Below are 21,162 nucleotides of genomic sequence, written 5' to 3' on the forward strand. Positions count from 1 at the left end.
TGATTCGAAATTCACTGTCTGCTCCTTCGTTCACATTTTAGTAAAAAAACTCCCATCTTCCTCTGAATTTAGGATGCTATACTTTAAATATGTTAAAAACTGCACATACCTAGTTAATTCAACTATAGGATAATCAAAATATTACTAAAGATTAGGTGAGCGGAATGGATGAAAAGAAGGTCATTGTTGTTGGCGGCGGGATTACTGGACTCGCGACAGCATATTATCTCCAAAAAGAAGCAAGGGAGAAGCAACTGCCCATCAAAGTGAAATTGATTGAAGCAAGCGATCGCCTTGGCGGTGTCATCAGCACTGAGAAGCGGGACGCTTTGTCATTGAAAGAGGGCCGGATTCTATCATGCGAGAAAAATGAGTGCGATGAGATTGATAGAAGAAGTTGGCCTTAAAGATAAAATCATCTCCAATACTGCCGGGAAATCTTATATTTATGCGAGAGGCAAGCTTCACACGATGCCTGAGGGCTCTTTTATGGGCATTCCTACGAAGGTGACCCCGTTTGCGTTATCGGGATTATTTTCACCGCTGGGAAAATTGCGTGCGGCGGGGGATTTTATTTTACCGAAAGGCGAGCCGAAAGCAGACCAATCGCTTGGAGCCTTTTTCCGCCATCGGCTTGGCGACGAGGTGGTCGACAACCTGATTGATCCACTATTGTCAGGTATCTATGCGGGCGATATTGATGAACTCAGCTTGATGGCATTGTTCCCGAACTTCTATGAAATCGAACAGAAGCATCGGAGCCTTGTGATTGGATTGAATAAATCGATGCCAAAGCCGCTAAAAACAGCTAAAAAGCCGGGCTCCAAAAAAGGAATGTTCATCTCATTGTCGACGGGCCTCGAGGAGCTGATTCACCGTGTTGAAAGCCGACTGGAAGAAGGATCGGTCGTGAAAGGAACGGCTGTAAAAAAGGTAGTGAAAACAGGCAATGATTATCAAGTCCATTTTGAAACTGGAGATGTTGAATCAGCAGACAGTGTCGTCATCACGACGGACCATTTCCATGCGCAGCGCATGCTATCGGAATACTCATTCATGAAACAATTCAAAGAAATGCCATCCAATTCGGTGGCAAATGTTGCGATGGCATTTCCGAAATCGGCAATTGAAAAAGATATCGATGGAACAGGCTTCCTCGTTTCTAGAAACAGCGATTTCCGGATCACCGCATGTACGTGGACACACAAGAAGTGGCCTGGCACATCTCCTGAAGATATGGCATTGCTCCGCTGCTATGTCGGCAAACCGGATGACCAGGAAGCAGTCGAACTATCTGACGAGGAAATCGTCGAACTGGTGTTGAAAGATTTGAACAAGACGATGAATATCACTGAAAAGCCAATCTTCCATGTCGTAACGAGATGGAGAAAAGCGATGCCGCAATATACTGTGGGGCATCTTGAAAAGATTGCCAATGTCAAAAAGCAACTCGACGAGGAACTCCCTGGTGTCTTCCTTGCCGGAGGGTCATTTGAGGGAGTTGGCATCCCTGGTTGTATCGACCAGGCAGAGGCTGCAGTGGAGAAAGTAATACTCTATCTGGGTTAATATTATTCATTCCGCTATCTTTTCACAGGTAGCGGTTTGTACTTTTATTAGGCGGATAACCAAATACTTCTTTTGAAAAGTCGGAACCTTCTGTAAAATAGAACTATAAGGATAAAAAAGTTTGGAGAGATCTCTATGCGGAGTAGTTTTCCAATATTCGGAAAAGATGATGAAACAATCTATAATCCTAATGAACTGCTAAGTTTATTTTTAGATTGCACGGCTGATGGATTTGCTATTGTCGATATGGAGAATCGATTTTTGAGAATCAACCATAAGTATACGGAAATTTTCGGCTATACAGAAGAAGACCTGATTGGGAGAACATTTTATGAGTTTTCAAATCCAGATTTCGTCCCAGGAATCATTTCTCAAGTAAAAAACGGAAAAGCTTTTACCAATATGATAACGAAGCGATTCCATAAAGATGGATACATGCTGGATATTGCAGTCTCTTATTCTCCTTTCCGAAATAAACATGGGAAAATCATAGCGATCATTGCAATTTACCGTGACATCACCAAAATAGTGAGCATGGAGCATGAACTAAATAGAACCAGGGAATTGTATGAATTGATCACCGAAAATACGACTGACATGATCAAGGTGATTAATAAGGACAAGGTGATTGTTTACGCTTCACCCTCACATGAAAAAGTGATCAGTCTGAAGCCGGACCAAGTTGTAGGAAGAAGCCTGAGTGAATTTTTGTCTCCTGAGGAAGATGCCATTCTTGATAAAAAGCTGGCGGAAATTATCGAAACAGGCGAACCACAGATTTTACGGAAGAAGTTTACGACTTGTGAGCAAATTACCGTTTACACAGAGTACAATTTTTCACCGATATATAATGAGAACAAAGAGATAGAGTCCTTTGTCAGTGTCGGCAGGAATATTACGGACCGGGTCAGGCAGGATGCGACCATCCGGAATCTTGACAGGCTTTCTATCACCGGGCAGCTGGCAGCGGGAGTGGCTCATGAAATCCGCAACCCGCTGACTTCGTTGAAGGGGTTTTCGAAGCTATTGCAGACATGCTCGATAAGAAGAAGCAAGCGGATTACCTTGCCATCATCATGAATGAACTCGATAGGATCGATACGATTGTCAATGAGTTTATGTCACTGGCAAAGCCTCAGGCGGTGCAGTATGTAAAAGAAGATCTGAAGTCAATCCTGGACAGCACAATTAACATCATTCATCCGCAGGCACTAATGCATAATGTCCAAATCATCACTAATTACCCAGAAGAGAATTGCAAGCTGTCATGCAATTCACACCAGCTAAAGCAAGTATTTCTTAACTTCCTGAAAAATGCGATTGAATCGATGGCTGAAGGCGGAAATATCTATATCGACCTTCAGATGAAAGAACCGGATAAAGTACTTGTAAGCATTGCCGATGAAGGAACAGGCATCGAATCGGACCGGCTACGATATCTTGGAACGCCTTTTTATACCACAAAGGATAAAGGAATCGGGCTTGGACTGACCGTCAGCAATAAAATCATCCAGGAGCATAATGGCACGATGAAGATTGTCAGTGAAAAAGGCAAAGGGACGACAGTGATTGTTGAATTGGATTGTTTGGAGACATAGGCAAATGAAAAAGCGGCTTCCCGATGGAGCCGCTTTGTTCTTATTCCTCTTCTTTGTTGAACCATAATGGATCGTTATTATCCTCTTCCCCATTATAGTTAATGAAAATTTCTTCCCCGGCGCTGATATCACGATAGGCATAGAAATCAAATGTGTGATTGTCGAAATTGATTTCATAAGTTGCGTTAGGCTCGTATGAGTGGTTGAATAACATTCCATATCCGAGAAGTATGGCAGAATGATTAATGCCATACTCGAAGGCATAATCCGCCAGCGCCGTTTTCTCTATATGGACATGCTGGTCGTTCGGATAGGATAGCACCGGAGCTCATGGATTAATTCGCCTTTTGCAATATCACGCTTTGCGAAAACCCCTCTATTGAATTCACCATCGCTAATTTCAGAAGTTTTAACTTCAATCATTTTTTTCACCTGCTCGCTCTATTACTTTGTTGTTTGTACCCTTTTAGCATGACGGTTTTTAGGAAAAAATGCAAACTTATATAAGATTATTATTCATTCATAAGAATTCACCAGCACGACTTATTCAATAATTTGCTAGGTCCGGCGCTAATTCAATTTATCTTCTCTGAAAAAAGAAGAACTGGCAATTGAGGCCAGTCCATTCTTATTTTTTCGCGATTTTTGAAGGGTTATTGATTTTGTAAGCTACTGATACATCGAGAAGCATAGACTCGTCTTCTACGTCCTTACCTTTTGGAAGGCTTTTTTTGACGATCTTGCCGTCGAATTCAAGCTGCTGCCCAGGCTCCAGTTCGTGCTTTTTCAGTGTTTTGCTGTGTGAGCCCCATGCCAGGCCAACCTCAATTGGTTCCGCCTGTTCAATCCGGACATTCTCGAACACGACTACTTCGTCATTATCCTCATTGAAATGGTTCCAGCTTAGTGCAAACTGCTTCACCGTCGCGGTAAAATGAACCTTTTCCTCTGGGAGCACTAATTTGGTAGCCTTTTCCTTTTTTGCTTTTTCTTTTTTTGCAGGTTTTTCTGCTGTCACTGTTGTTTCTGCAGAAGATGCTGCTTTAGGTTTCTTTGTCTTCATCCCAACAGCTGAGTTTCCATCACCGGGAGCTTGCTGGATGATTTCCTTACCAAAGCTGGAAGACTGCATCTCCTTCAGGTACGCAGGATGAATACAAGTTAAGGTCCCATCTGGAAATTCAATGACAAGGGTATTAAATTCCGCCGTTTCACCAAAGATCTCATACCCTTTAATTGTAACAAGACAATGCTGGTATCTATCCTTATACCAAAATTCTTTTTTTGTACTGAGTCCCCATTCTTTTACCTTTTCGAAATAATCAGATTCATCCTCAAATTGTTCATACATGCCTTTAGGCGGGATATATTGGGTTAAATAGGATTGATTAGAGCCTGCAGCTGAATTTGCCATGTGCGCACTTCCTTTCAAGACTATTTTACATTTTGCTTGGCAAGAAAAAAGTGTGAGAGTTTCTTAGGCCCATACACCAACCCCGCCGTAAAACAATTTGTTTTTAATAGATGACTGCCCTTCCAAATTGACTGCTTGCTGAATTTATTAATAATAGGAAAATTTTGCATAGTGGTGAAATCAAAAGTATGCAAGGAGGAGCATTGTGAGTACTGAATATGTTGAAAAGATGTTAAAAGATATACAGGTGAAAAATATAGAAAATGGCGATGTTGAGGTGATCAATAATTCTCCACTGGAGATGATTGGGAAGGGCCGACAGGGGGCGGTGTTCCGTTACTCAGATGAAATCTGTATAAAAGTATACGGGAACAAAGAAGACTGTGAACGTGAGCACTATGCCATGTATTTGGGACAAAAATCGAATTCGTTTCCGCTTTTGTACGCCGCTGGGGACAATTATATCGTCATGGAAACTATAAAGGGAGTCGATTTACGCGAATACCTTCAATCCCAGCCTTTGACGGAGCAGCTCTCATATAAGTTGATAGAATTGCTGATAACATTTAAAAAGGTTGGATTTGACAGGATCGACCATCACAAAAGGCAAATTTATATTCAGCGGGACGGCAATTTAAAGGTCATTGATGTGGGGAGGACAGTATGGAGAAACCGTGTATATCCATATCCGCGTAAATTATTAAACTCACTCGGAAAAGAGAACAAGGCAAAATTTTACACCACGTAAAATTGCTGGCACCCGAGCTTTATGAAGAATGGGAGTACTATATGAGGATGGAAAACTTATCACGGGAAATTTATCAGCTCTTGCTTAAAAAGAAATCGGATAAAGATGTACTGAGTACTCTAAGCAAGAAGGTCTTATTGACAACTGATGAACAGGCACATGTAAGCCAGCTCGAAAGCCTTATCAGGAAGGTTTTTAAAGAGGAATGGGTGAAAACAATGCTGGCTAAAGGGTATGAGCCGGACCGAGTGATGGAGGCAATCGATAAACATTGGGAAAGAACAGAGAAAAGGTTTGCTAAAGGAACAGATATTGACAAAGGAACTGATAAAAATAAAGATTGATATCTTAGTTTCATAAAAGAGTCAAGAAACAAGAATCAAGCGGAATAACATTCAGAGTATCTGTTCAGGAGGTGCCCAATTTTTTTTCGAGGAGCTACCAATATGAAAGTTTTAGTGATCTGGAGGTTGTTAACTGTCGGCGGGGTGAATGCAGGCTGGAGGAACCGGGCGATATTTTTTAAAAAGCATGGAATTGATACCGAATTTTTATACACGACTGATCATGGAGGGCTTCACATCATGAAGGATATTGCTCCCGTATACTTAACGAAGGATAAACGGGAAATTGTCGATATCATCCAGAGAAACAAATATGATGCGATTATTGTGGTGGATACGGGTGCTGCCTATAAATGGCTTGAAAAGGCTGATTATTCAGGACCAGTCATCATAGAAGCCAGGACACCAGAGATCATCAAGCTAGAGCCACATATAAAATCGTTCAACGGAATTAAACCTGTATCAATCATCGTCCCATCGAATTATCAAAAAAGACTTGTATCCATCCTGACAGAAGCAGCACCAATCAATGTCATCTACAACGGAATCGATACTTCCTTTTTCAAGCCAATGGCTGAGTCCGAGATTGACTTTAACAGCGTTCCGCTGCTGCCCGAAAACAAGAAAGTCATCGGCTGGATTGGCAGGCTTGATAAGCGTAAAAATTGGCCAATGCTCATTGAAGTTGCTAAACAAATAAAAAGTGAGCGAGATGACGTGGAAATTTGGGTAATTGGAGGCGCGCAGAGTGTTCAGAGGGAAGAGTTTGCAGCAAAATGGAAAGAAGAAAATCTGACTGATATTGTTAAGTGGTTCCCGGTCATCCCGTACCAGCAAATGCCCCACGTTTATGCGAAAATCCGAAAATCTGGCGGATGTACACTGGCTACTACTAAATCAGAATCGTTCGGCAATACATTTATTGAATCAATGGCCTGCGGTGTCCCGGTGGTTGCATCCAATATGAGACCTGTCACGGAATTGGTTATTCAGGGACAAACCGGTCAACTGTATCGGGGACAAAATGTAGATGATGCAGTAAGGCAGCTTTATAACATCCTTGACCACCCTGAAATGCATAAAAAAATGTCGAGCACAGCCACTAAGCATGTACAAGAACATTTTGCGATCGAAGTAGTGGCAGAGGAGTATATTGATTTATTATACGAAATCGTCCACGGTGATAGCACGGGGGTGAAAAGGCCATGATCAAGCCTGTAGCTTACCGCGGGAAATTGGAGGGCAAATCCAACGCGCACCTTATCACCTTTGACGATGGCAGGAACTACGTTGTCAAATTTTTTCAGGAAGGGTTTGAAAAGACCCTGCCAAATGAGTGGGTTTCCTATTGTTTGGCCAGATATCTGGGACTTCCTGTGCCCTTCGCCCAGATAGTCGAAATACCGAAAACTTTCATTTCCAAGATTCCCGAACTCTCTCAAATGACTGCTTCCCAGTATCAATTTGCATCCCTCTATGTTCCCGGTTGTCTCGATGGCCATCAGGTTTCCGATGTGCCAGGCATTATCAACCAAGAGATACTGGCGGGCATCATCGTGTTTGACTATTGGCTTAGCAACCGCGACCGGACGCGCAAGAATATTCTATTGGAGGAAGAATCAGCTGACTCTTATCGTTTATGGATGATCGACCAGGCAGAAATCATGGGATCATATCATTGGAAGCTTTCTGATCTGGAAAAATTGAGTAACCAAATGATAAAAAGCGCTACCCACAAACTTATGGCGAGTTTTGTGGAGGATGAGTCGGAATTTCCCAACTTTATTGAACTTATCCAGACAATCCCTATTTTCTTGATAGAAGAAATAGTATCAATCATCAGATGACTGGCAGGTCTCGAAGGATGAGAAAAAAGCCATTGTCACTGCATTGGTGAAGAGGCGGAAAAAACTTTTGCCAAAGGTGATAAAGCAATTTACCAAAAAAGTATATTTGCCATTACGTAAAAAGCGTGACTGACTCCTTGCCTTTTGGCCGGGAGTTTTTTGTTATGAACCACCATATTTTCCTATCGTTATGGAGTCTATTTTCAGAATGATAGGCCTTTAACGTGACCGGATTCTCTCCTATTGAATATAAAAGACTATGGAATTAAAAAGGGAGGCAGCATATGAGAATCCGTAAAGCGATTATCCCGGCAGCTGGACTCGGGACACGATTTTTGCCGGCAACAAAAGCACAGCCTAAGGAAATGCTGCCGATCGTTGATAAGCCGACAATCCAATATATAGTAGAGGAAGCAGTCGCCTCAGGGGTCGAGGAAATCATTATCATCATCGGCAGAGGAAAACGATCGATAGAGGATCATTTTGATAAATCCTATGAATTGGAGGATGCATTATTAAAAAAGAATAAGCTTGATATTTTAGAAGAGGTCCAGAATATTTCAAGCCTGGCAAATATCTATTATGTCAGGCAAAAAGAAGCGCTGGGACTGGGTCACGCCATTCTTTGCGCCAGAAGTTTCATCGGCAATGAGCCGTTCGCCGTTTTGCTTGGCGATGACATCGTAATGTCCGAAACCCCATGCTTGAAGCAAATCATCAATGTATTTGAATACTGCAATAGCTCGGTCGTAGCCATTCAAAGTGTTGCTGATAGCGATGTCAGCAAATATGGGATCATCAAGCCAAAGGGGGGTAACCTCGAGCCGAATCTCTTCTATATCGACTCGCTGGTAGAAAAGCCGGCGAAAGATAAGGCCCCTTCAAACTATGCGATTATGGGCCGTTATGTACTGAGGCCGGAAATATTTGATGTGCTAGCTGATCTGCCAGCGGGCCTCGGCGGCGAGCTGCAGCTGACCGATGCGATCAATGAGCTTAATAAACGGCAGGCAGTCCTGGCATATAATTTCGAGGGCAAGCGATATGACATTGGGGATAAAATTGGTTTCATCAAGGCAACGATGGATTTTGCGGTTCAAAGAGAAGATACCAGGGATGACGTCATTCAGTATTTAAAAGATGTATACGAGATGATGGGCATGAAGAGAGTGGTTGACTGAAATGAAGGTGGCTGTACTTGGAACAGGTTATGTAGGATTATCCACTGGAGTCTGTCTTGCTGAAATCGGGCACGAAGTAGTTTGCATAGACGTTGATAAAAGGAAAATAGATACCCTCAAGCAAGGAAAGTCCCCAATTTATGAACCAGGACTTGAAGAGCTTCTCGTTCATAACTCCTCTGAAGGCAGACTGGCTTTCACTACCTCACATCAACAAGGATTAAGTGAAGCAGAAATCATAATCATCGCCGTCGGTACACCCCAGAGTGATGATGGGCAGGCAGATTTGAGCTTTCTTGAGCAGGCCGCAAAGGACCTAGCTGGACATATCGTCCGGGATTGTATTGTCGTAATTAAAAGTACAGTGCCGGTTGGCACGAATGAATATGTGAAACAGCTGTTACTTGGGCAGTTGAAAAATAATTGTGAAATCAAGTTGGTCTCCAACCCGGAGTTTCTGCGGCAAGGATCAGCCATCCAGGACACATTGAAAGCAGACAGGATTATCATAGGCTCTGATGATGAGGGTGCTTCTGAAAAAATCCAGGAGATGTACCGGCCTCTGGATGTGCCGTTATTATTGACGGATGTAAGAAGCGCTGAAATGATCAAATACGCTTCTAATGCTTTTTTGGCAACGAAGATCAGCTTTATCAACGGAATCGCCAATCTTTGTGAAGCCGTAGGAGCAGACGTGGAGGATGTAGCGAAAGGGATGGGCTGCGATAAGCGGATTGGAGCAGCTTTTTTAAAAGCAGGAATAGGGTATGGCGGCTCTTGTTTTCCAAAGGATGTAAAAGCGCTGCTGCACACATCCAGGAAGCAAGGGATTCCATTTTCATTATTGGAAGAGACGATTGCAATCAATGATCATCAGCAAGAGCTGCTTGTAGGAAAAGCATTGAAACGATTCGGAGAATTAAAAGGGAAGAAAATCGCCATGCTCGGCCTGTCATTCAAGCCGGAAACAGATGACATGAGAGAAGCACCATCGATAAAAATTGCACAGTCTTTAACTGCAGCAGGAGCTCGGGTTGCAGCCTACGACCCAGTTGCAGCCAGCAACGCAAGGGAAATCATTGGCGATGTTATCACGTATGCCGACTCAGCAATGGAAGCCGCAAAAGATGCTGATGCTTTGTTTATTGTCACAGAGTGGGAAGAATTCAAACAGCTTAATGTTGCAGCCCTATTGGATGTCATGAAGCAGCGAATCATCTTTGACGGCAGGAATTGTTTAGATGAAGTATTGCTCCAGGCCAGTGGGCGAATTGAATATTATCCAGTCGGGAGGCCGGCAGTTATTTAAAGAGGGGATGATTAAGTTCATTCCTTCTTTTGTTTGTTTTGTGAATGTTACTAACTTGCTAATGAGGTAATCATGAAAGGGGCTTTTTAATATAGCGGATCTGGGAATAGTAAGGGTGATTTAAAAAGCACTGGAGGGAACTGATTCGTGAAGTTTAATCCGCAAATTTTAAACGCCTTTTTTGGTTCGTTATTCGGCTTTATTACTATGTCTTATCTGGTACAGGCTGAACACCTGGTTATGTTCGACCGAGTTGTCATTGATACGGTACAGGGGCTCGAAGCAGAGGGGCTGACAGTGGCCATGAAATTCTTTACCTATATTGGCTCCTTAAAATTTATCGTCATCCTGACCATTCCAATTTTTTTGTTTCTTTTTTACGTGTTAAAACATAGGCTGGAGATCCTGGTTTTCCTGTCTGTTATTTATATTACACCGATTCTGAACAGGTTGCTAAAACTGTATTTTCAGCGTGCCCGACCAGATTTTAACATACTGATTGAAATAGGTGGATACAGTTTTCCGAGTGGCCATGCGATGAATGCTTTTTCTTTTTACAGCATCCTTGCTTACCTGCTCTGGCGCCATGTCCCAACCAGTATGGGAAGAATCGCTGTCATCATCTTCAGCAGCTTTATGATACTCGCTATTGGCATGAGCAGGGTTTATTTAGGCGTCCATTATCCAAGTGATATTATCGGAGGCTTTCTTGCCAGCAGCCTATGGGTCGCGGCTGTTATCTGGTTTTTTCAAAAATATAAAGAAAAGCTGGAAATACCAGCACGGGATCATTGACAATATACCCGTTTTTTTCGTTTCAACCGGCATGAGAACGGGAATGAAAATGAAAGACACCAAAATGGACAACATATCATATTTCTCTCACATTTATATTATATAAAGGATTAGAGCTGGGACTGGACAATAATGTGATTTGTTGAACAAACTTTCGAGGTGAGTTTATGTATAAAAAACAAGAAAGAGTGCTTATGTGGCTGGCTTTTACTGTGGCTGCTATCATGGGTCTGTCTTTTATCGGACGAATTTTTGCTGGATAGAAAAGGGGTATTGAAGAATGGGGAATGAAGAATCAGTTTTTTTCAGCCGTGTCTTGACGGAGCTTACATTATCCTTCCATATCATTTATGCCACCATCGGTGTGGGTATCCCGCTGATGATCATGATCGCTCAGTGGCTCGGAATCAAGAAACAAGATGAGCATTATATCCTGCTGGCAAGGAGATGGACGCGTGGCTTTGTCATCACTGTTGCGGTCGGAGTTGTGACGGGGACAGCCATTGGATTGCAGCTGAGCTTGCTGTGGCCTAATTTTATGGAACTGGCGGGTAATGTGATTGCGCTCCCACTGTTCATGGAAACATTCGCGTTTTTCTTTGAAGCGATTTTTCTTGGCATTTATCTATATACTTGGGACCGGTTTGAAAATCAGAAGAAACACTTGCTGCTATTGATCCCGGTTGCGGTGGGAGCTTCCTTTTCAGCTGTGTTCATCACAATCGTCAATGCGTTCATGAATGCACCGCAAGGCTTTGATCTTGTCAACGGACAGCTGGTCAACATCAATCCGGTTCTGGCGATGTTCAATCCAGCAATGCCGACGAAGGTTGCCCATGTGCTGGCGACTGCTTATATGACTTCAGCATTTGTACTCGCTTCGATTGGCGCATTCCGTCTTTTAAAAGGGTCGAATCATATCTACCATAAAAAGCGTTATTTTTAACAATGAAGATTGGTCTTATCTTTTCTATTGCCGCTGCGGTCATAGGGGATTTTTCAGGTAAATACCTCGCTGAATACCAGCCGGAGAAACTGGCGGCAGCGGAATGGCACTTCGAGACACATGAGGGAGCACCGTTGATGTTGTATGGTGTTCTTGATGATGGCGAAGTTAAATATGCTCTTAAAATTCCTTATGCCCTCAGTATTCTCGCTCACAGCGATCCTAGCGCAGAAGTGATCGGCCTTAATGAATTCCCTGAAGATGAAATTCCGCCATTGTATATCCATTATTTATTTGATGGAATGGTGACAATCGGGATGTGGATGATGGCCCTATCGCTCGTCTATGTTGTGGGTGTGTGGATGAAATGGAGTTTTATCAGGACAAGATGGTACCGCTGGCTGATTGTCTTCGGTGGACCGCTTTCAATGCTAGCTATTGAACTTGGCTGGTGGTTCGCTGAAGTCGGAAGGCAGCCATGGATCCTTCGAGGAATCATGAAGGTTGAGGATGCGGCAACCACGAGCGGACAGGTCGATTTGATGCTGCTCCTGTTTGCAGGTTTATACTTGATCCTGGCCATTGGCAGCACCGTTGTACTAACAAGGATGTTCCGGAAAAATACAGTTGAACAGGAACTGGCAGACAGGGAACTGGAGAAGGAAGGTGATTTTCAATGACACTTGAAATAATCGGGATTTCGGTTCTTTGGCTCTTTCTTTTTGGGTACGTCATCGTCGCCTCCATCGATTTCGGAGCCGGCTTTTTCAATGCATACAGCTTGTTCAGAGGAAAGCAGCATATCCTGACAGGGATCATTCAGCGCTATTTATCGCCTGTCTGGGAAGTCACGAATGTATTTCTTGTATTTTTCTTCGTGGGAATTGTCGGATTCTTTCCAAAAACAGCTTATTATTACGGAACAATCCTGCTGGTGCCGGCTAGCATTGGAGTTGTTTTGCTGGCGATCCGCGGAGCTTATTATGCGTTCACGACATACGGTGGATTGAAGCACAAGAGATATACGTATTTATATGGACTTACTGGCTTGTTCATCCCTGCCTCTTTATCGATCGTACTGACGATTTCGGAGGGAGGCTTTGTGGAAGAGACTGCATCGGGGGTAGAATTGGACTATTGGGCCCTGTTCACCAGTCCACTGACCTGGAGCATTGTTGTCCTGAGCCTGGCCGCTGTACTATATATATCTGCCGTTTTTTTAACGTGGTATGCGAATAAGGCACAGGATGAACCGGCAACAGAACTGCTGCGGAAATATGCCTTGATCTGGTCTGTGCCTGCAATCGTGACGGCAACAGGCATCATCGTGAACTTAAGGGCCATAACCCGGAGCATTACAGCAGGCTGGTTGATTTATGGTGGCTGTTTGCCATCTCCTTCATCCTGTTTTTAGGAACAGTGTATCTGATCGGGAGACGAAAGTCATACGGAGTTGCGTTCGGGCTTTTGACTGGGCAATTCTTTGTTGCTTTCTTTGCTTATGGAGTTTCCCATTACCCGTATTTGTTATATCCGTTTATCAGCATATACGACAGCTTTACAAATGAAGCGATGGCGATTGCACTCATCACCGCGTTCATTGCAGGACTGGGACTCCTGCTTCCGTCATTGTACTTACTGCTGAGATTGTTTTTATTTAATAAAGACTATGTCCAGGGAAGAAGGAACGACCACGTCTAGGAGGTGGAAAATGGCTGAATTTACAATGTTTTACGCACCTTTCATTGTCATTATCGCATCGATTTTCGCGTCATTTTGGCTGGCAGGGAAGGACGAAAAAGTGGAATGAATTCAAAAGAGCTGTCATCCTTTGTTAACGGTTGACAGCTCTTTTTACATTATGAAAGCTTGCGCCACAAAGAAGTACTGGATACTACAGAGTCATTTTCAATGATGGCATAGGCAGCATTTGTGATTGCTTCAGGCAGATTTTCGCCGGTACCTTTGAATTGGTTAAAAGCGGCCTCGGAAACTCCATTGGATGAGAAGTTGTAGCCCAATTTCTCCAGTCTCTCGACAACCAGCATCGCATGTACAAGGTTCTTTTTCGGCTGGAATTCGGAATCATTGAAGAATACTCCTTTTTCATAATCATACCAGCGATCCCATCGGTTAAGTTTCCATCCCAAAATCCTCCGTGCAATAGCATCTGTTTTAGTCATGTTTCTACCTCTCTCTCAATTATTGTTATATAACAGATTATTTAATAAGATTATATTACATAACAGAATCGATGTGCAATGACAAAGATTTAATTACGAAATTTTATTTTTAAAATTTGAGCATCTTAAAAATGGGGGTGACAAATATGAATGAAAAAGAAATCAGCCAGCCTAATGTCAGGTTGGGCGGGGAGATTGCTAAGGAAAAGGCCGCACGAATGGTGAGTTAGGCAATGACCAAGACATTAATTCTGGCAAAAGCCGTAAAAAATAAGAAAGAGGGATGGCCATGACAAACCGTAATGATAACCGCGAGCGTAAAAACAAATATCCTAACAATAAAGAGCGAAATATCTCCAAAGATGTGAACATTCGAAGTGACATGACCAAAAAGGATTTAAAGGAGTAACAGGAGGGGGGGATTTCCCCCTTCTTAAATCAATGCTTCAGCCAACAAAGCGTATGTATTAACCTTATCCTCGAATTTATGCAAGTTATTGATAATCATAAACTCTTCGGTCCTGTAAACTTCGCTAAGCCTCAAAAGTTCGTTTCTTACTTTTGTTCCAATGATCATCTGTTTACGATTTTCGATGATCTTAGACCGATCGCCATCTGTTAATGGAGTATTCTTCGCATCTTCCAGCGATGGAATACGCACAAGTACACTTAATTTCATTTTAACACCCGGCTATATGGTTGCTTTCTCCACTATGAAAACAAATTGTGAAAAGAGCTGGCCTTCAGTTTAATGACCACTAATTATAAAAAGTACACTAGAGCCCTTCTAACGGACAAAAATTGTGAAAAGGCCGGTGTTTTTGTCCGATAGAGCCCTTCTAATGGACACAAAAGGCGAATAAGCTATCCGGCTTGTCCAATAGAGCCTTCTTTCAGTATTCCCCGGCCGCACATACAAACTAGTCCCAGGGTAGCCACCGTAGCTCGATATTTTAAAAGCATTAGTTCTGTTCCATCATCAATATTAAAAAGCTCCCAGTGTTCAAACAGTCCATATATTATACTTTATATTCTCTCGTACATGTTTATCTGTCTCCATATGGGCTATAAGTAAAATAAGACACGAGAGGAAGGAGTGGCAACATGCAGAAAAGAAACTTAATTCTTTCATTCACATTGGGGACAGGCCTATTGCTTACCGGTTGCGGAGCCAATGAAGAGCCTCCGCCGGAAGAAGATCCGGTGATGGAACAGGATGAACAAGCTCCTCCGGCACCAGATGGAACACATGAATTGCCTGATGAACCAAGAGAAGGTACAACCGAGAATGACGAGGAATTAACCGAAGAAGAACAGCAGATCATCGAGGAGTCTACTGAAGAATAACGCAGGAACAGAACCTTAGAACCGTATCGGTACTAAGGTTTTTTTACAATTAAAGGAAAATGCAAATAAATGCTACAAGGAGAGAAGAAGGTTGAGAAAAGCTGTTTTACCGTTGATTATCATGCTTGCCGGGTGCTCTGGAGCTGAAAGTCCTCCTCCTGAATCGGAGCCATTCTCTGGCGAAAAACAACAAACTGAAACGCAGAGCTCAAAAGAAAATAGTGAATCAAAAGTGAAGCTTGATGCTCCCCATATATCTCAATTGCCTGAATTAGAACGGGGATGCGAAGTCACAACACTTGCTATGCTTTTACAGCATGCGGGCCAGGATGTTGGCAAGATGGAGTTATCAAAGGAAATCGACCGAGTTCCATTTGAAAAAGACGGCATGAGAGGACATCCGAGTGAGGGCTTTGTCGGCAATATGAAAACAATGGACAAGCCTGGTCTTGGAGTTTACCATGGCCCTGTAGCCGAATTGGGAGAAGCTTAACTTCCTGGAAAGATACTGGATCTGACCGGAGAAGAATTTAAAGAAGTGGAGAAACATGTTGCAGATGGCCGGCCAGTCTGGGTGCTGGTCCCAAGTACATTTGCAATTGTCCCAGAAAAGCACTGGGAAACATGGGATACGAAAAAAGGCAAGGAAAAAATCACTTACAAATGGCATTCCGTTTTGGTCACCGGTTTCGACGACAACAACGTATATGTAAACGATCCGCTCGGCGGTAAAAACGATAAGCTCTCAAAAGAAGAATTCATCGCAGGCTGGGAGCAGTTCGGAAAACAGGCAATCACTTACAAACGATAACAATGAAAAATGCTGTTCCTTCATTATTTGAAGAAACAGCATTTTTTTAAAGGTGAATGTTTTACTTTCCATCACTATCTGATTTATCATCATCCAGTTTGAAATCTTCATCCTCCACATCATTTTCAGTATCCTCGACCGGCGGTTCATTTTCCTGGTCAGTCTCAGCCGAACATCCACTAATAAAGAGCGCTAGCGCCAATGGGACTCCATAAAAAAGCTTCTTTTTCACAACAATACCCCTTTCTTCCAAACAACTCCGGTTTGGAAAGGATTATTAGTATTATTATCTAAAACATACCCGGTCATAATCCTGATAAACGTTCGAAGTTTTTTAGTGAAAATGAAAGCATATCAGCCTAAAAAGAACAGAAACTAAAGCCAGGGCTTTTAGTGAGCAGGGATTATATCTGTTCAAGTGGTGGAAACCGCGAACATATCACGTAGAAAAATTCTATAAGCCCGAAACGAGTGAGACTTCGCAAAAAGGTCCTATAGAAAGATTCTATAAGCCCGAAACGAGTGAGAACCCGCCAAAAGGTCCTATAGAAAAATTCTATAAGCCCGAAACGAGGGAGAACCCGCCAAAAGGTCCTATTCTATAAGCCCAAAACGAGGGAGAACCCGCGAAAAAGTCCCATAGAGGGTTTCTTATGCCAAAAAGCGAAATACAAAGGAGGTGATCATATGGCGAAAAAGAAACCTAAGCATGATACAGCTCTTCCGATAGCGGATATTGAATTTGCGGAGGAAAGAGGAAATGGTTTTGAAAAGGTAGCATTAAAATCTCAAAGGAAACATAATAAATGATTTGCTTCTGAATTTTATAGGATAGCCACGTGAAGTTTTTTAAAAAAATTGAAGACAAAAAAGAAAAAAAGAACTGCAGAGAAATCTACAGTTCTTTTTGGTATTTTTTCACGGGTAAATGCACTTTAGGTAAAATATAGCCGATTATAGCACCTATGAACGCGGGAATGATCCAGCCAAGTCCAATTTCGTATAGTGGGAGATACTCTACATATATTGACGTAACAGAATTGAATAATGAAATATTTATACTTGGCAGATTAGCGACTAATGCGCTATAGCCATCAAAAACACTCACGAAGAATGTCATCGCTATCGAAGCTGCGTATACGCTATGCTTATTTCCAAAGAGCGGTGATATCAGAGTTAATAAGATAAGGATGATCGCTAATGGGTACAGGAACATTAAAACCGGCACAGCAAATTGGATGATATTGTTCAAACCAAAATTTGCGATTGTGAAAGAAACGATGCAAAGAAGAAGCACAAACCTTTGATATGAAACCTTTGGCAAGAGATCATGAAAAAACTCGCTGCAGGCCGTGATTAATCCAATGCTTGTTTTTAAACATGCCAGAACAATAATGATAGCCAACAAGATTGCACCGAAGGACCCAAAATAATGCTGGGCGACTCCAGAAAAAATCTGTCCTCCATTCTCGAATGTTCCAATAGCCAATACGCTGGAAGCCCCCATATACGTTATAAGTCCGTATATCAGCATCATCAATGTCATTGCGAAGATACCTGATTTCAAGGTAGCCCTGGCAATATCCTTTGTGCTGGTTATTCCTTGGCCTTTAATGGCATTAATGACAACGATACCGAATGCCAGGGAGGCAAGGGCATCCATCGTATTATATCCCTCTTTGAATCCTGTGATAAAAGCTAAGTTTGTATAAGTTCCGTTTGGTTCTCCAAAGCTGCCCATTGGCTTAATGACGGAGATGCCAATTAATAAAAATAAAAACACGAGAAATGCGGGTGTAAGGTATTTTCCAATGTAGTCCATCACCTTTGCAGGATGCAGTGAGAAAAAGTAAACGATGGCAAAGAAAACGAAACTGAAAATCCCCAGCCACAAACCAGCTTGTCCTGGAGAAATATATGGTTCAAAACCAACGACGAACGGGACGGTGGCTGTCCGAGGAATCGCGAAAAAGGGTCCAATCGTCAAGTAAAGAACTGTCGCAAAGCCGATGCCGAAAACAGGGTGTACTCTGCTGGCTAGATCACGCAGGCCAGTGCTTCCTGAAAGGCCAATCGCCAATATGCCTAAAAAAGGGAGGCCGATGGCTGTTACCAGGAAGCCAATTAATGCTGGCCAGAAGTTTGTGCCTGCCAGCTGCCCTAATTGAATAGGGAATATTAAATTCCCGGCTCCAAAGTACATTCCAAAGAGCATGGTTCCAATCAGTGCATAGGTTGAAAATGGTATTTTTTGCTGCATAACACTTGTCTCCTCTTCTTGATGTTGTGAATTCTGGTTCAAGCACTCTTTTAGTTGGATCAGGAGAAATTTCTAAATATCCTGCAAAAGCAGGGAAGGGAATTCCTAACTAATGGAAGGATAGTTAAGACTTGTTCAATCTATCACAAATCAATGGAGCCATCTTTCTCATACAACCCAAAAGAAGAATAATACACACTACTATATATACTAATTCTTCACAAGTCAATTAAGTTTTTAGAATTTTTGAATAGAAGGAAAGCAGTTTAATAATGAAGTCTTCTTTCAAGGGATAAGACATCCTGCAGTTTAATTCGTTGCTTAAAAAATAAACTTTTACTTCGATACTAAGAAGTATGATTATGAGTTCAGAAGAGAATCTGATGTCGATCGAACAAGCAAAAGCCATTTTGAAGAATCTGGATATAGGACGGTATTTGACTAGATAAGAAATGAAAGCCATTGACTTTTTAATAAGTGTGGAGGATCAAAAGAACAGAAGTAGACTTGTTCCTGTTCAATTTTTTGAGTTAATTATATTAAATGGCTAGACTGGCTCTCAATAAGGATAGCTGACTTCGAGCATAAATAAGAACCTTGCGATTGCGCAAGGGTTCTTATATGAAGTAAATGGAAATTTAATATTAAATGACAAGGTATCTTGCAAAAAATAGAAACCCTTGAGCAGCAAGGTGTCCAATCGAAAAAGTTCATTCTATCTGGTAATTACAATCGGTCCGCTTTTAGTAAGGATGATGGTATGCTCACATTGAGCGACAAAGCTGTTTTCAGTTACATATGTCCATTCGTCGTTTTCATTTTGGAAGACTTCTTCCTCAGAAGTCGAGATGAACGGTTCAAATGCGATGACCATTCCATCTTTTAGAAGCTCGTCATCCCATGGTTCATTATAATTATAGATATGATCAGGCGCTTCATGGATGGTGCGGCCGATTCCGTGTCCGGTAAGGTTTTTGATCACAGTCAGGCCATTCTTTCTCGCAGTTGCCATAACTGCCTTGCCAAGTCCGCTTTTCTTCGAACCTGGTTTCGCTTTTTTTAATCCTGCTTCAAAGGCCTCGACAGCTGATTCGCATATCTTGGTTAAGATAGGATCACCTTCGCCAACGACAAATGAGATACCAGTGTCGGCGAAATAACCATTTTTAGAGCCGGAAACATCGATATTAACAATATCGCCTTCTTTGATCACACGGCTGCCTGGTATCCCATGTGCAACCTCTTCGTTCACACTAATACAGGTATAGCCGGGGAAATTGTATTCTCCCTTCGGTGCTGAAACCGCTCCGTGCTCTTCAAACAGCCTGCCCGCAATTTCATCAAGCTCCTTAGTGGTAATACCTGGTGCAGTCTTCCCGACCAATTCCTCACGTATCAATCCGACAATCCTGCCAATTTCCTTCAAGCCGTTAAAATCTTCTTCTGTTTTCGCAATCATAATATATTCCTTTCCAATCGCATCGATTTAAAAACTCTACGATTAGAGTATCCTTTTTGGTTATGAAAATCCATCCTTTAGGTTTGCGGATAATATAGGATGAATCTGTTGGCTGGCCACAGTGTCAAAATCCTGCATTCTATGAAAACGATAACAACATGATGGTATCAATATTTCACTCAATAAACCTAAAACTAAAAAATTGGTACCATAAGCAAAATTCGATGGCTTATAAATGTAAGCCCTTTTTTTTATGATAAAGGTACAAGAAAGACAACAGCAACTAAGGTGGTGAAGAAATGGAAGTCAAGATTCAACAGCCAGTCGAACAACAAGTCAGTGACACCATAATGGTAGAGCCTACAAAAAAAGAAAAATACAAAAAAATTAAAAAAGACAATCATTTCTCAAAAGTATTTGCAGGTGATGGCGCTTCTCGGTGTAGTGTGGATGTTCATCTTTAACTATATCCCGATGTATGGGTTAATCATCGCATTCAAGGAATACAGCATCATCAAGACAATCTCAGAAGCACCGTGGGTAGGATTGATGCAGTTTAAGGAATTCCTGCAGGATGAGAATTTCTGGATCGTCCTGAAAAACACTCTCGGAATTAGCTTGATTAAATTAATCATCGGTTTCCCGCTTCCAATCATTTTTGCTCTTTTGCTCAATGAACTTACATCAATGAAGCTTAAGAAAGCGGTTCAAACAATTTCTTACTTACCGCACTTTATTTCATGGGTTGTACTTGGAGGTATTTTGACAACATGGCTCGCAGATATCGGTGTCTTAAATGATATCCTGCTAGGTTTAGGGTTGATCAGTGAACGTACGAATTTCCTTGCTTCACCTGATAACTTCTGGCTATCGTCATTCTCTCGGATATATGGAAAGAACTTGGATGGTCAGCAATCATTTATCTTGCAGCAATTGCTGGTGTTTCACCTGAGCTATACGAGTCATCAACGATTGACGGAGCAAATCGCTTCCAAAAGATGTGGCATGTCACATTGCCGTCAATTCGCCCGACAATCACAATTCTTTTCATCCTTGCTGTAAGCGGTGTCTTGAATTCAAACTTCGACCAGATCTTGATTCTGCGTAACTCATTGAATGAAAGCGCCAGTAATGTAATTGATATTTATGTCTATCAGATGGGTCTGCAAAATGCCCGCTACTCATACGCAACAGCAGTCGGTTTATTGAAAGCAATCATTGCCTTTATCCTGCTCCTGTCTGCTAACAAGATTGTCAAGAAACTGAATGGAACATCTTTATTCTAAGGGGGTGGGGTTGTGTTTAAACTTTTTAAACGGAACCGGCGAACAACAAGCGAATACATCTTTGA

General features: G+C 42.1%; 19 protein-coding genes and 6 pseudogenes. 18 read left to right on the forward strand and 7 right to left on the reverse strand.

All coding sequences use genetic code 11. The features are described 5' to 3' along the window. Window positions 1–164 precede the first annotated feature (164 nt). From hemY to JCM21738_RS25705, 3 genes and pseudogenes are all read left to right on the forward strand, one after another. Window positions 165–1,569 (forward strand): annotated as a pseudogene (gene hemY, locus JCM21738_RS09740) (protoporphyrinogen oxidase). A gap of 135 nt (window positions 1,570–1,704) precedes the next feature. Further along, window positions 1,705–2,649 carry a PAS domain S-box protein gene (locus tag JCM21738_RS25700; RefSeq protein ID WP_243462973.1) on the forward strand — a complete coding sequence of 315 codons (945 nt, stop codon included), beginning with the start codon at window positions 1,705–1,707 and terminating at the stop codon, window positions 2,647–2,649. Further along, window positions 2,604–3,167, forward strand: a complete 564-nt coding sequence (locus JCM21738_RS25705) for an ATP-binding protein (RefSeq protein ID WP_243462974.1) — start codon at window positions 2,604–2,606, stop codon at window positions 3,165–3,167. Before JCM21738_RS25700 ends, JCM21738_RS25705 begins: the two co-directional genes overlap by 46 nt. Before the next feature lie 40 nt (window positions 3,168–3,207). Here JCM21738_RS25705 and JCM21738_RS09750 read toward each other — a convergent pair. Both JCM21738_RS09750 and JCM21738_RS09755 read right to left on the reverse strand, forming a co-directional pair. Beyond that, a pseudogene (locus JCM21738_RS09750) lies at window positions 3,208–3,590 on the reverse strand (SET domain-containing protein). 205 nt (window positions 3,591–3,795) lie between these two features. Continuing rightward, on the reverse strand, window positions 3,796–4,581 hold the full coding sequence (locus JCM21738_RS09755) for a hypothetical protein (RefSeq protein WP_023626776.1): 786 nt from the start codon (window positions 4,579–4,581) through the stop codon (window positions 3,796–3,798). A 205-nt stretch (window positions 4,582–4,786) separates the two neighbouring features. On the opposite strand from JCM21738_RS09755, the gene JCM21738_RS09760 reads away from it, so the two are divergent. From JCM21738_RS09760 to cydS, 10 genes and pseudogenes are all read left to right on the forward strand, one after another. Next, window positions 4,787–5,329 (forward strand): hypothetical protein, encoded by a 543-nt coding sequence (locus tag JCM21738_RS09760; RefSeq protein WP_052019643.1) that lies wholly within the window; start codon window positions 4,787–4,789, stop codon window positions 5,327–5,329. Window positions 5,330–5,376: 47 nt separating this feature from the next. Next, window positions 5,377–5,673, forward strand: coding sequence for a UBA domain-containing protein (locus tag JCM21738_RS22410; RefSeq protein WP_148296087.1), 297 nt, complete (start codon window positions 5,377–5,379; stop codon window positions 5,671–5,673). Between the two features lie 102 nt (window positions 5,674–5,775). Beyond that, window positions 5,776–6,882, forward strand: a complete 1,107-nt coding sequence (locus JCM21738_RS09765; RefSeq protein WP_023626778.1) for a glycosyltransferase family 4 protein — start codon at window positions 5,776–5,778, stop codon at window positions 6,880–6,882. Further along, the gene (locus tag JCM21738_RS09770; protein WP_243462975.1) at window positions 6,879–7,520 is read left to right on the forward strand and encodes a HipA family kinase; all 642 of its coding nucleotides are present in this window, start codon (window positions 6,879–6,881) and stop codon (window positions 7,518–7,520) included. Before JCM21738_RS09765 ends, JCM21738_RS09770 begins: the two co-directional genes overlap by 4 nt. Before the next feature lie 284 nt (window positions 7,521–7,804). Further along, window positions 7,805–8,701 (forward strand): UTP--glucose-1-phosphate uridylyltransferase GalU, encoded by an 897-nt coding sequence (gene galU / locus JCM21738_RS09775; RefSeq protein ID WP_023626780.1) that lies wholly within the window; start codon window positions 7,805–7,807, stop codon window positions 8,699–8,701. A gap of 1 nt (window position 8,702) precedes the next feature. Further along, window positions 8,703–10,010, forward strand: a complete 1,308-nt coding sequence (locus JCM21738_RS09780) for a UDP-glucose dehydrogenase family protein (RefSeq protein ID WP_031308288.1) — start codon at window positions 8,703–8,705, stop codon at window positions 10,008–10,010. Between the two features lie 147 nt (window positions 10,011–10,157). Continuing rightward, on the forward strand, window positions 10,158–10,805 hold the full coding sequence (locus JCM21738_RS09785) for a phosphatase PAP2 family protein (RefSeq protein ID WP_023626782.1): 648 nt from the start codon (window positions 10,158–10,160) through the stop codon (window positions 10,803–10,805). Between the two features lie 280 nt (window positions 10,806–11,085). Beyond that, window positions 11,086–12,431: pseudogene (locus JCM21738_RS09790) on the forward strand (cytochrome ubiquinol oxidase subunit I). Next, window positions 12,428–13,452: pseudogene (locus JCM21738_RS09795) on the forward strand (cytochrome d ubiquinol oxidase subunit II). Before JCM21738_RS09790 ends, JCM21738_RS09795 begins: the two co-directional pseudogenes overlap by 4 nt. A 10-nt stretch (window positions 13,453–13,462) precedes the next feature. Next, the gene (cydS, locus tag JCM21738_RS27705; protein ID WP_023626786.1) at window positions 13,463–13,561 is read left to right on the forward strand and encodes a cytochrome bd oxidase small subunit CydS family protein; all 99 of its coding nucleotides are present in this window, start codon (window positions 13,463–13,465) and stop codon (window positions 13,559–13,561) included. A gap of 49 nt (window positions 13,562–13,610) precedes the next feature. Here the strand turns inward: cydS and JCM21738_RS09800 are convergent, their stop codons facing one another. Continuing rightward, window positions 13,611–13,934 carry a BC1872 family protein gene (locus JCM21738_RS09800; protein ID WP_023626787.1) on the reverse strand — a complete coding sequence of 108 codons (324 nt, stop codon included), beginning with the start codon at window positions 13,932–13,934 and terminating at the stop codon, window positions 13,611–13,613. Window positions 13,935–14,367: 433 nt separating this feature from the next. Beyond that, window positions 14,368–14,613, reverse strand: coding sequence for a hypothetical protein (locus tag JCM21738_RS09805; RefSeq protein ID WP_023626789.1), 246 nt, complete (start codon window positions 14,611–14,613; stop codon window positions 14,368–14,370). Window positions 14,614–15,038: 425 nt separating this feature from the next. Here JCM21738_RS09805 and JCM21738_RS09810 point away from each other — a divergent pair, with 425 nt between their 5' ends. Together JCM21738_RS09810 and JCM21738_RS09815 are read left to right on the forward strand one after the other, a co-directional pair. Beyond that, entirely contained in the window at window positions 15,039–15,281 is a 243-nt protein-coding gene (locus tag JCM21738_RS09810) for a hypothetical protein (RefSeq protein WP_023626790.1), read from the forward strand. A gap of 121 nt (window positions 15,282–15,402) precedes the next feature. Continuing rightward, window positions 15,403–16,092 (forward strand): annotated as a pseudogene (locus JCM21738_RS09815) (C39 family peptidase). A 61-nt stretch (window positions 16,093–16,153) separates the two neighbouring features. Here JCM21738_RS09815 and JCM21738_RS24335 read toward each other — a convergent pair. Continuing rightward, window positions 16,154–16,324 (reverse strand): hypothetical protein, encoded by a 171-nt coding sequence (locus tag JCM21738_RS24335; protein WP_023626793.1) that lies wholly within the window; start codon window positions 16,322–16,324, stop codon window positions 16,154–16,156. Between the two features lie 455 nt (window positions 16,325–16,779). On the opposite strand from JCM21738_RS24335, the gene JCM21738_RS26725 reads away from it, so the two are divergent. Beyond that, the gene (locus JCM21738_RS26725; RefSeq protein WP_023626794.1) at window positions 16,780–16,902 is read left to right on the forward strand and encodes a hypothetical protein; all 123 of its coding nucleotides are present in this window, start codon (window positions 16,780–16,782) and stop codon (window positions 16,900–16,902) included. Between the two features lie 85 nt (window positions 16,903–16,987). Here the strand turns inward: JCM21738_RS26725 and brnQ are convergent, their stop codons facing one another. Continuing rightward, a complete protein-coding gene (brnQ, locus tag JCM21738_RS09820; RefSeq protein WP_023626795.1) occupies window positions 16,988–18,352 on the reverse strand; it encodes a branched-chain amino acid transport system II carrier protein in 1,365 nt (454 codons plus the stop codon). A gap of 715 nt (window positions 18,353–19,067) precedes the next feature. Then, window positions 19,068–19,811, reverse strand: coding sequence for a type I methionyl aminopeptidase (gene map / locus JCM21738_RS09825; RefSeq protein WP_023626796.1), 744 nt, complete (start codon window positions 19,809–19,811; stop codon window positions 19,068–19,070). A 299-nt stretch (window positions 19,812–20,110) separates the two neighbouring features. Between map and JCM21738_RS24340 the strand changes: the two genes are divergently transcribed. Together JCM21738_RS24340 and JCM21738_RS09830 are read left to right on the forward strand one after the other, a co-directional pair. Continuing rightward, entirely contained in the window at window positions 20,111–20,275 is a 165-nt protein-coding gene (locus tag JCM21738_RS24340) for a hypothetical protein (protein ID WP_156315513.1), read from the forward strand. After that, a pseudogene (locus tag JCM21738_RS09830) lies at window positions 20,211–21,097 on the forward strand (ABC transporter permease). Before JCM21738_RS24340 ends, JCM21738_RS09830 begins: the two are co-directional and overlap by 65 nt. The last annotated feature ends 65 nt before the right edge of the window (window positions 21,098–21,162 follow it).

Source organism: Mesobacillus boroniphilus JCM 21738, assembly GCF_000517385.1.
Lineage (GTDB): Bacteria > Bacillota > Bacilli > Bacillales > Cytobacillaceae > Mesobacillus > Mesobacillus boroniphilus.

Bases quoted from the DNA above. Each gene is read 5' to 3' on its own strand.
- galU (WP_023626780.1), top strand. From the start codon at position 7,805: ATGAGAATCCGTAAAGCGATTATCCCGGCAGCTGGACTCGGGACACGA.
- JCM21738_RS22410 (WP_148296087.1), top strand. From the start codon at position 5,377: ATGGAAAACTTATCACGGGAAATTTATCAGCTCTTGCTTAAAAAGAAA.
- JCM21738_RS25700 (WP_243462973.1), top strand. From the start codon at position 1,705: ATGCGGAGTAGTTTTCCAATATTCGGAAAAGATGATGAAACAATCTAT.
- JCM21738_RS09810 (WP_023626790.1), top strand. From the start codon at position 15,039: ATGCAGAAAAGAAACTTAATTCTTTCATTCACATTGGGGACAGGCCTA.
- brnQ (WP_023626795.1), bottom strand. From the start codon at position 18,352: ATGCAGCAAAAAATACCATTTTCAACCTATGCACTGATTGGAACCATG.
- JCM21738_RS09805 (WP_023626789.1), bottom strand. From the start codon at position 14,613: ATGAAATTAAGTGTACTTGTGCGTATTCCATCGCTGGAAGATGCGAAG.
- JCM21738_RS09770 (WP_243462975.1), top strand. From the start codon at position 6,879: ATGATCAAGCCTGTAGCTTACCGCGGGAAATTGGAGGGCAAATCCAAC.
- JCM21738_RS09765 (WP_023626778.1), top strand. From the start codon at position 5,776: ATGAAAGTTTTAGTGATCTGGAGGTTGTTAACTGTCGGCGGGGTGAAT.
- JCM21738_RS09800 (WP_023626787.1), bottom strand. From the start codon at position 13,934: ATGACTAAAACAGATGCTATTGCACGGAGGATTTTGGGATGGAAACTT.
- JCM21738_RS26725 (WP_023626794.1), top strand. From the start codon at position 16,780: ATGGCGAAAAAGAAACCTAAGCATGATACAGCTCTTCCGATAGCGGAT.
- JCM21738_RS09755 (WP_023626776.1), bottom strand. From the start codon at position 4,581: ATGGCAAATTCAGCTGCAGGCTCTAATCAATCCTATTTAACCCAATAT.
- cydS (WP_023626786.1), top strand. From the start codon at position 13,463: ATGGCTGAATTTACAATGTTTTACGCACCTTTCATTGTCATTATCGCA.
- JCM21738_RS25705 (WP_243462974.1), top strand. From the start codon at position 2,604: ATGCTCGATAAGAAGAAGCAAGCGGATTACCTTGCCATCATCATGAAT.
- map (WP_023626796.1), bottom strand. From the start codon at position 19,811: ATGATTGCGAAAACAGAAGAAGATTTTAACGGCTTGAAGGAAATTGGC.
- JCM21738_RS09780 (WP_031308288.1), top strand. From the start codon at position 8,703: ATGAAGGTGGCTGTACTTGGAACAGGTTATGTAGGATTATCCACTGGA.
- JCM21738_RS24340 (WP_156315513.1), top strand. From the start codon at position 20,111: ATGGAAGTCAAGATTCAACAGCCAGTCGAACAACAAGTCAGTGACACC.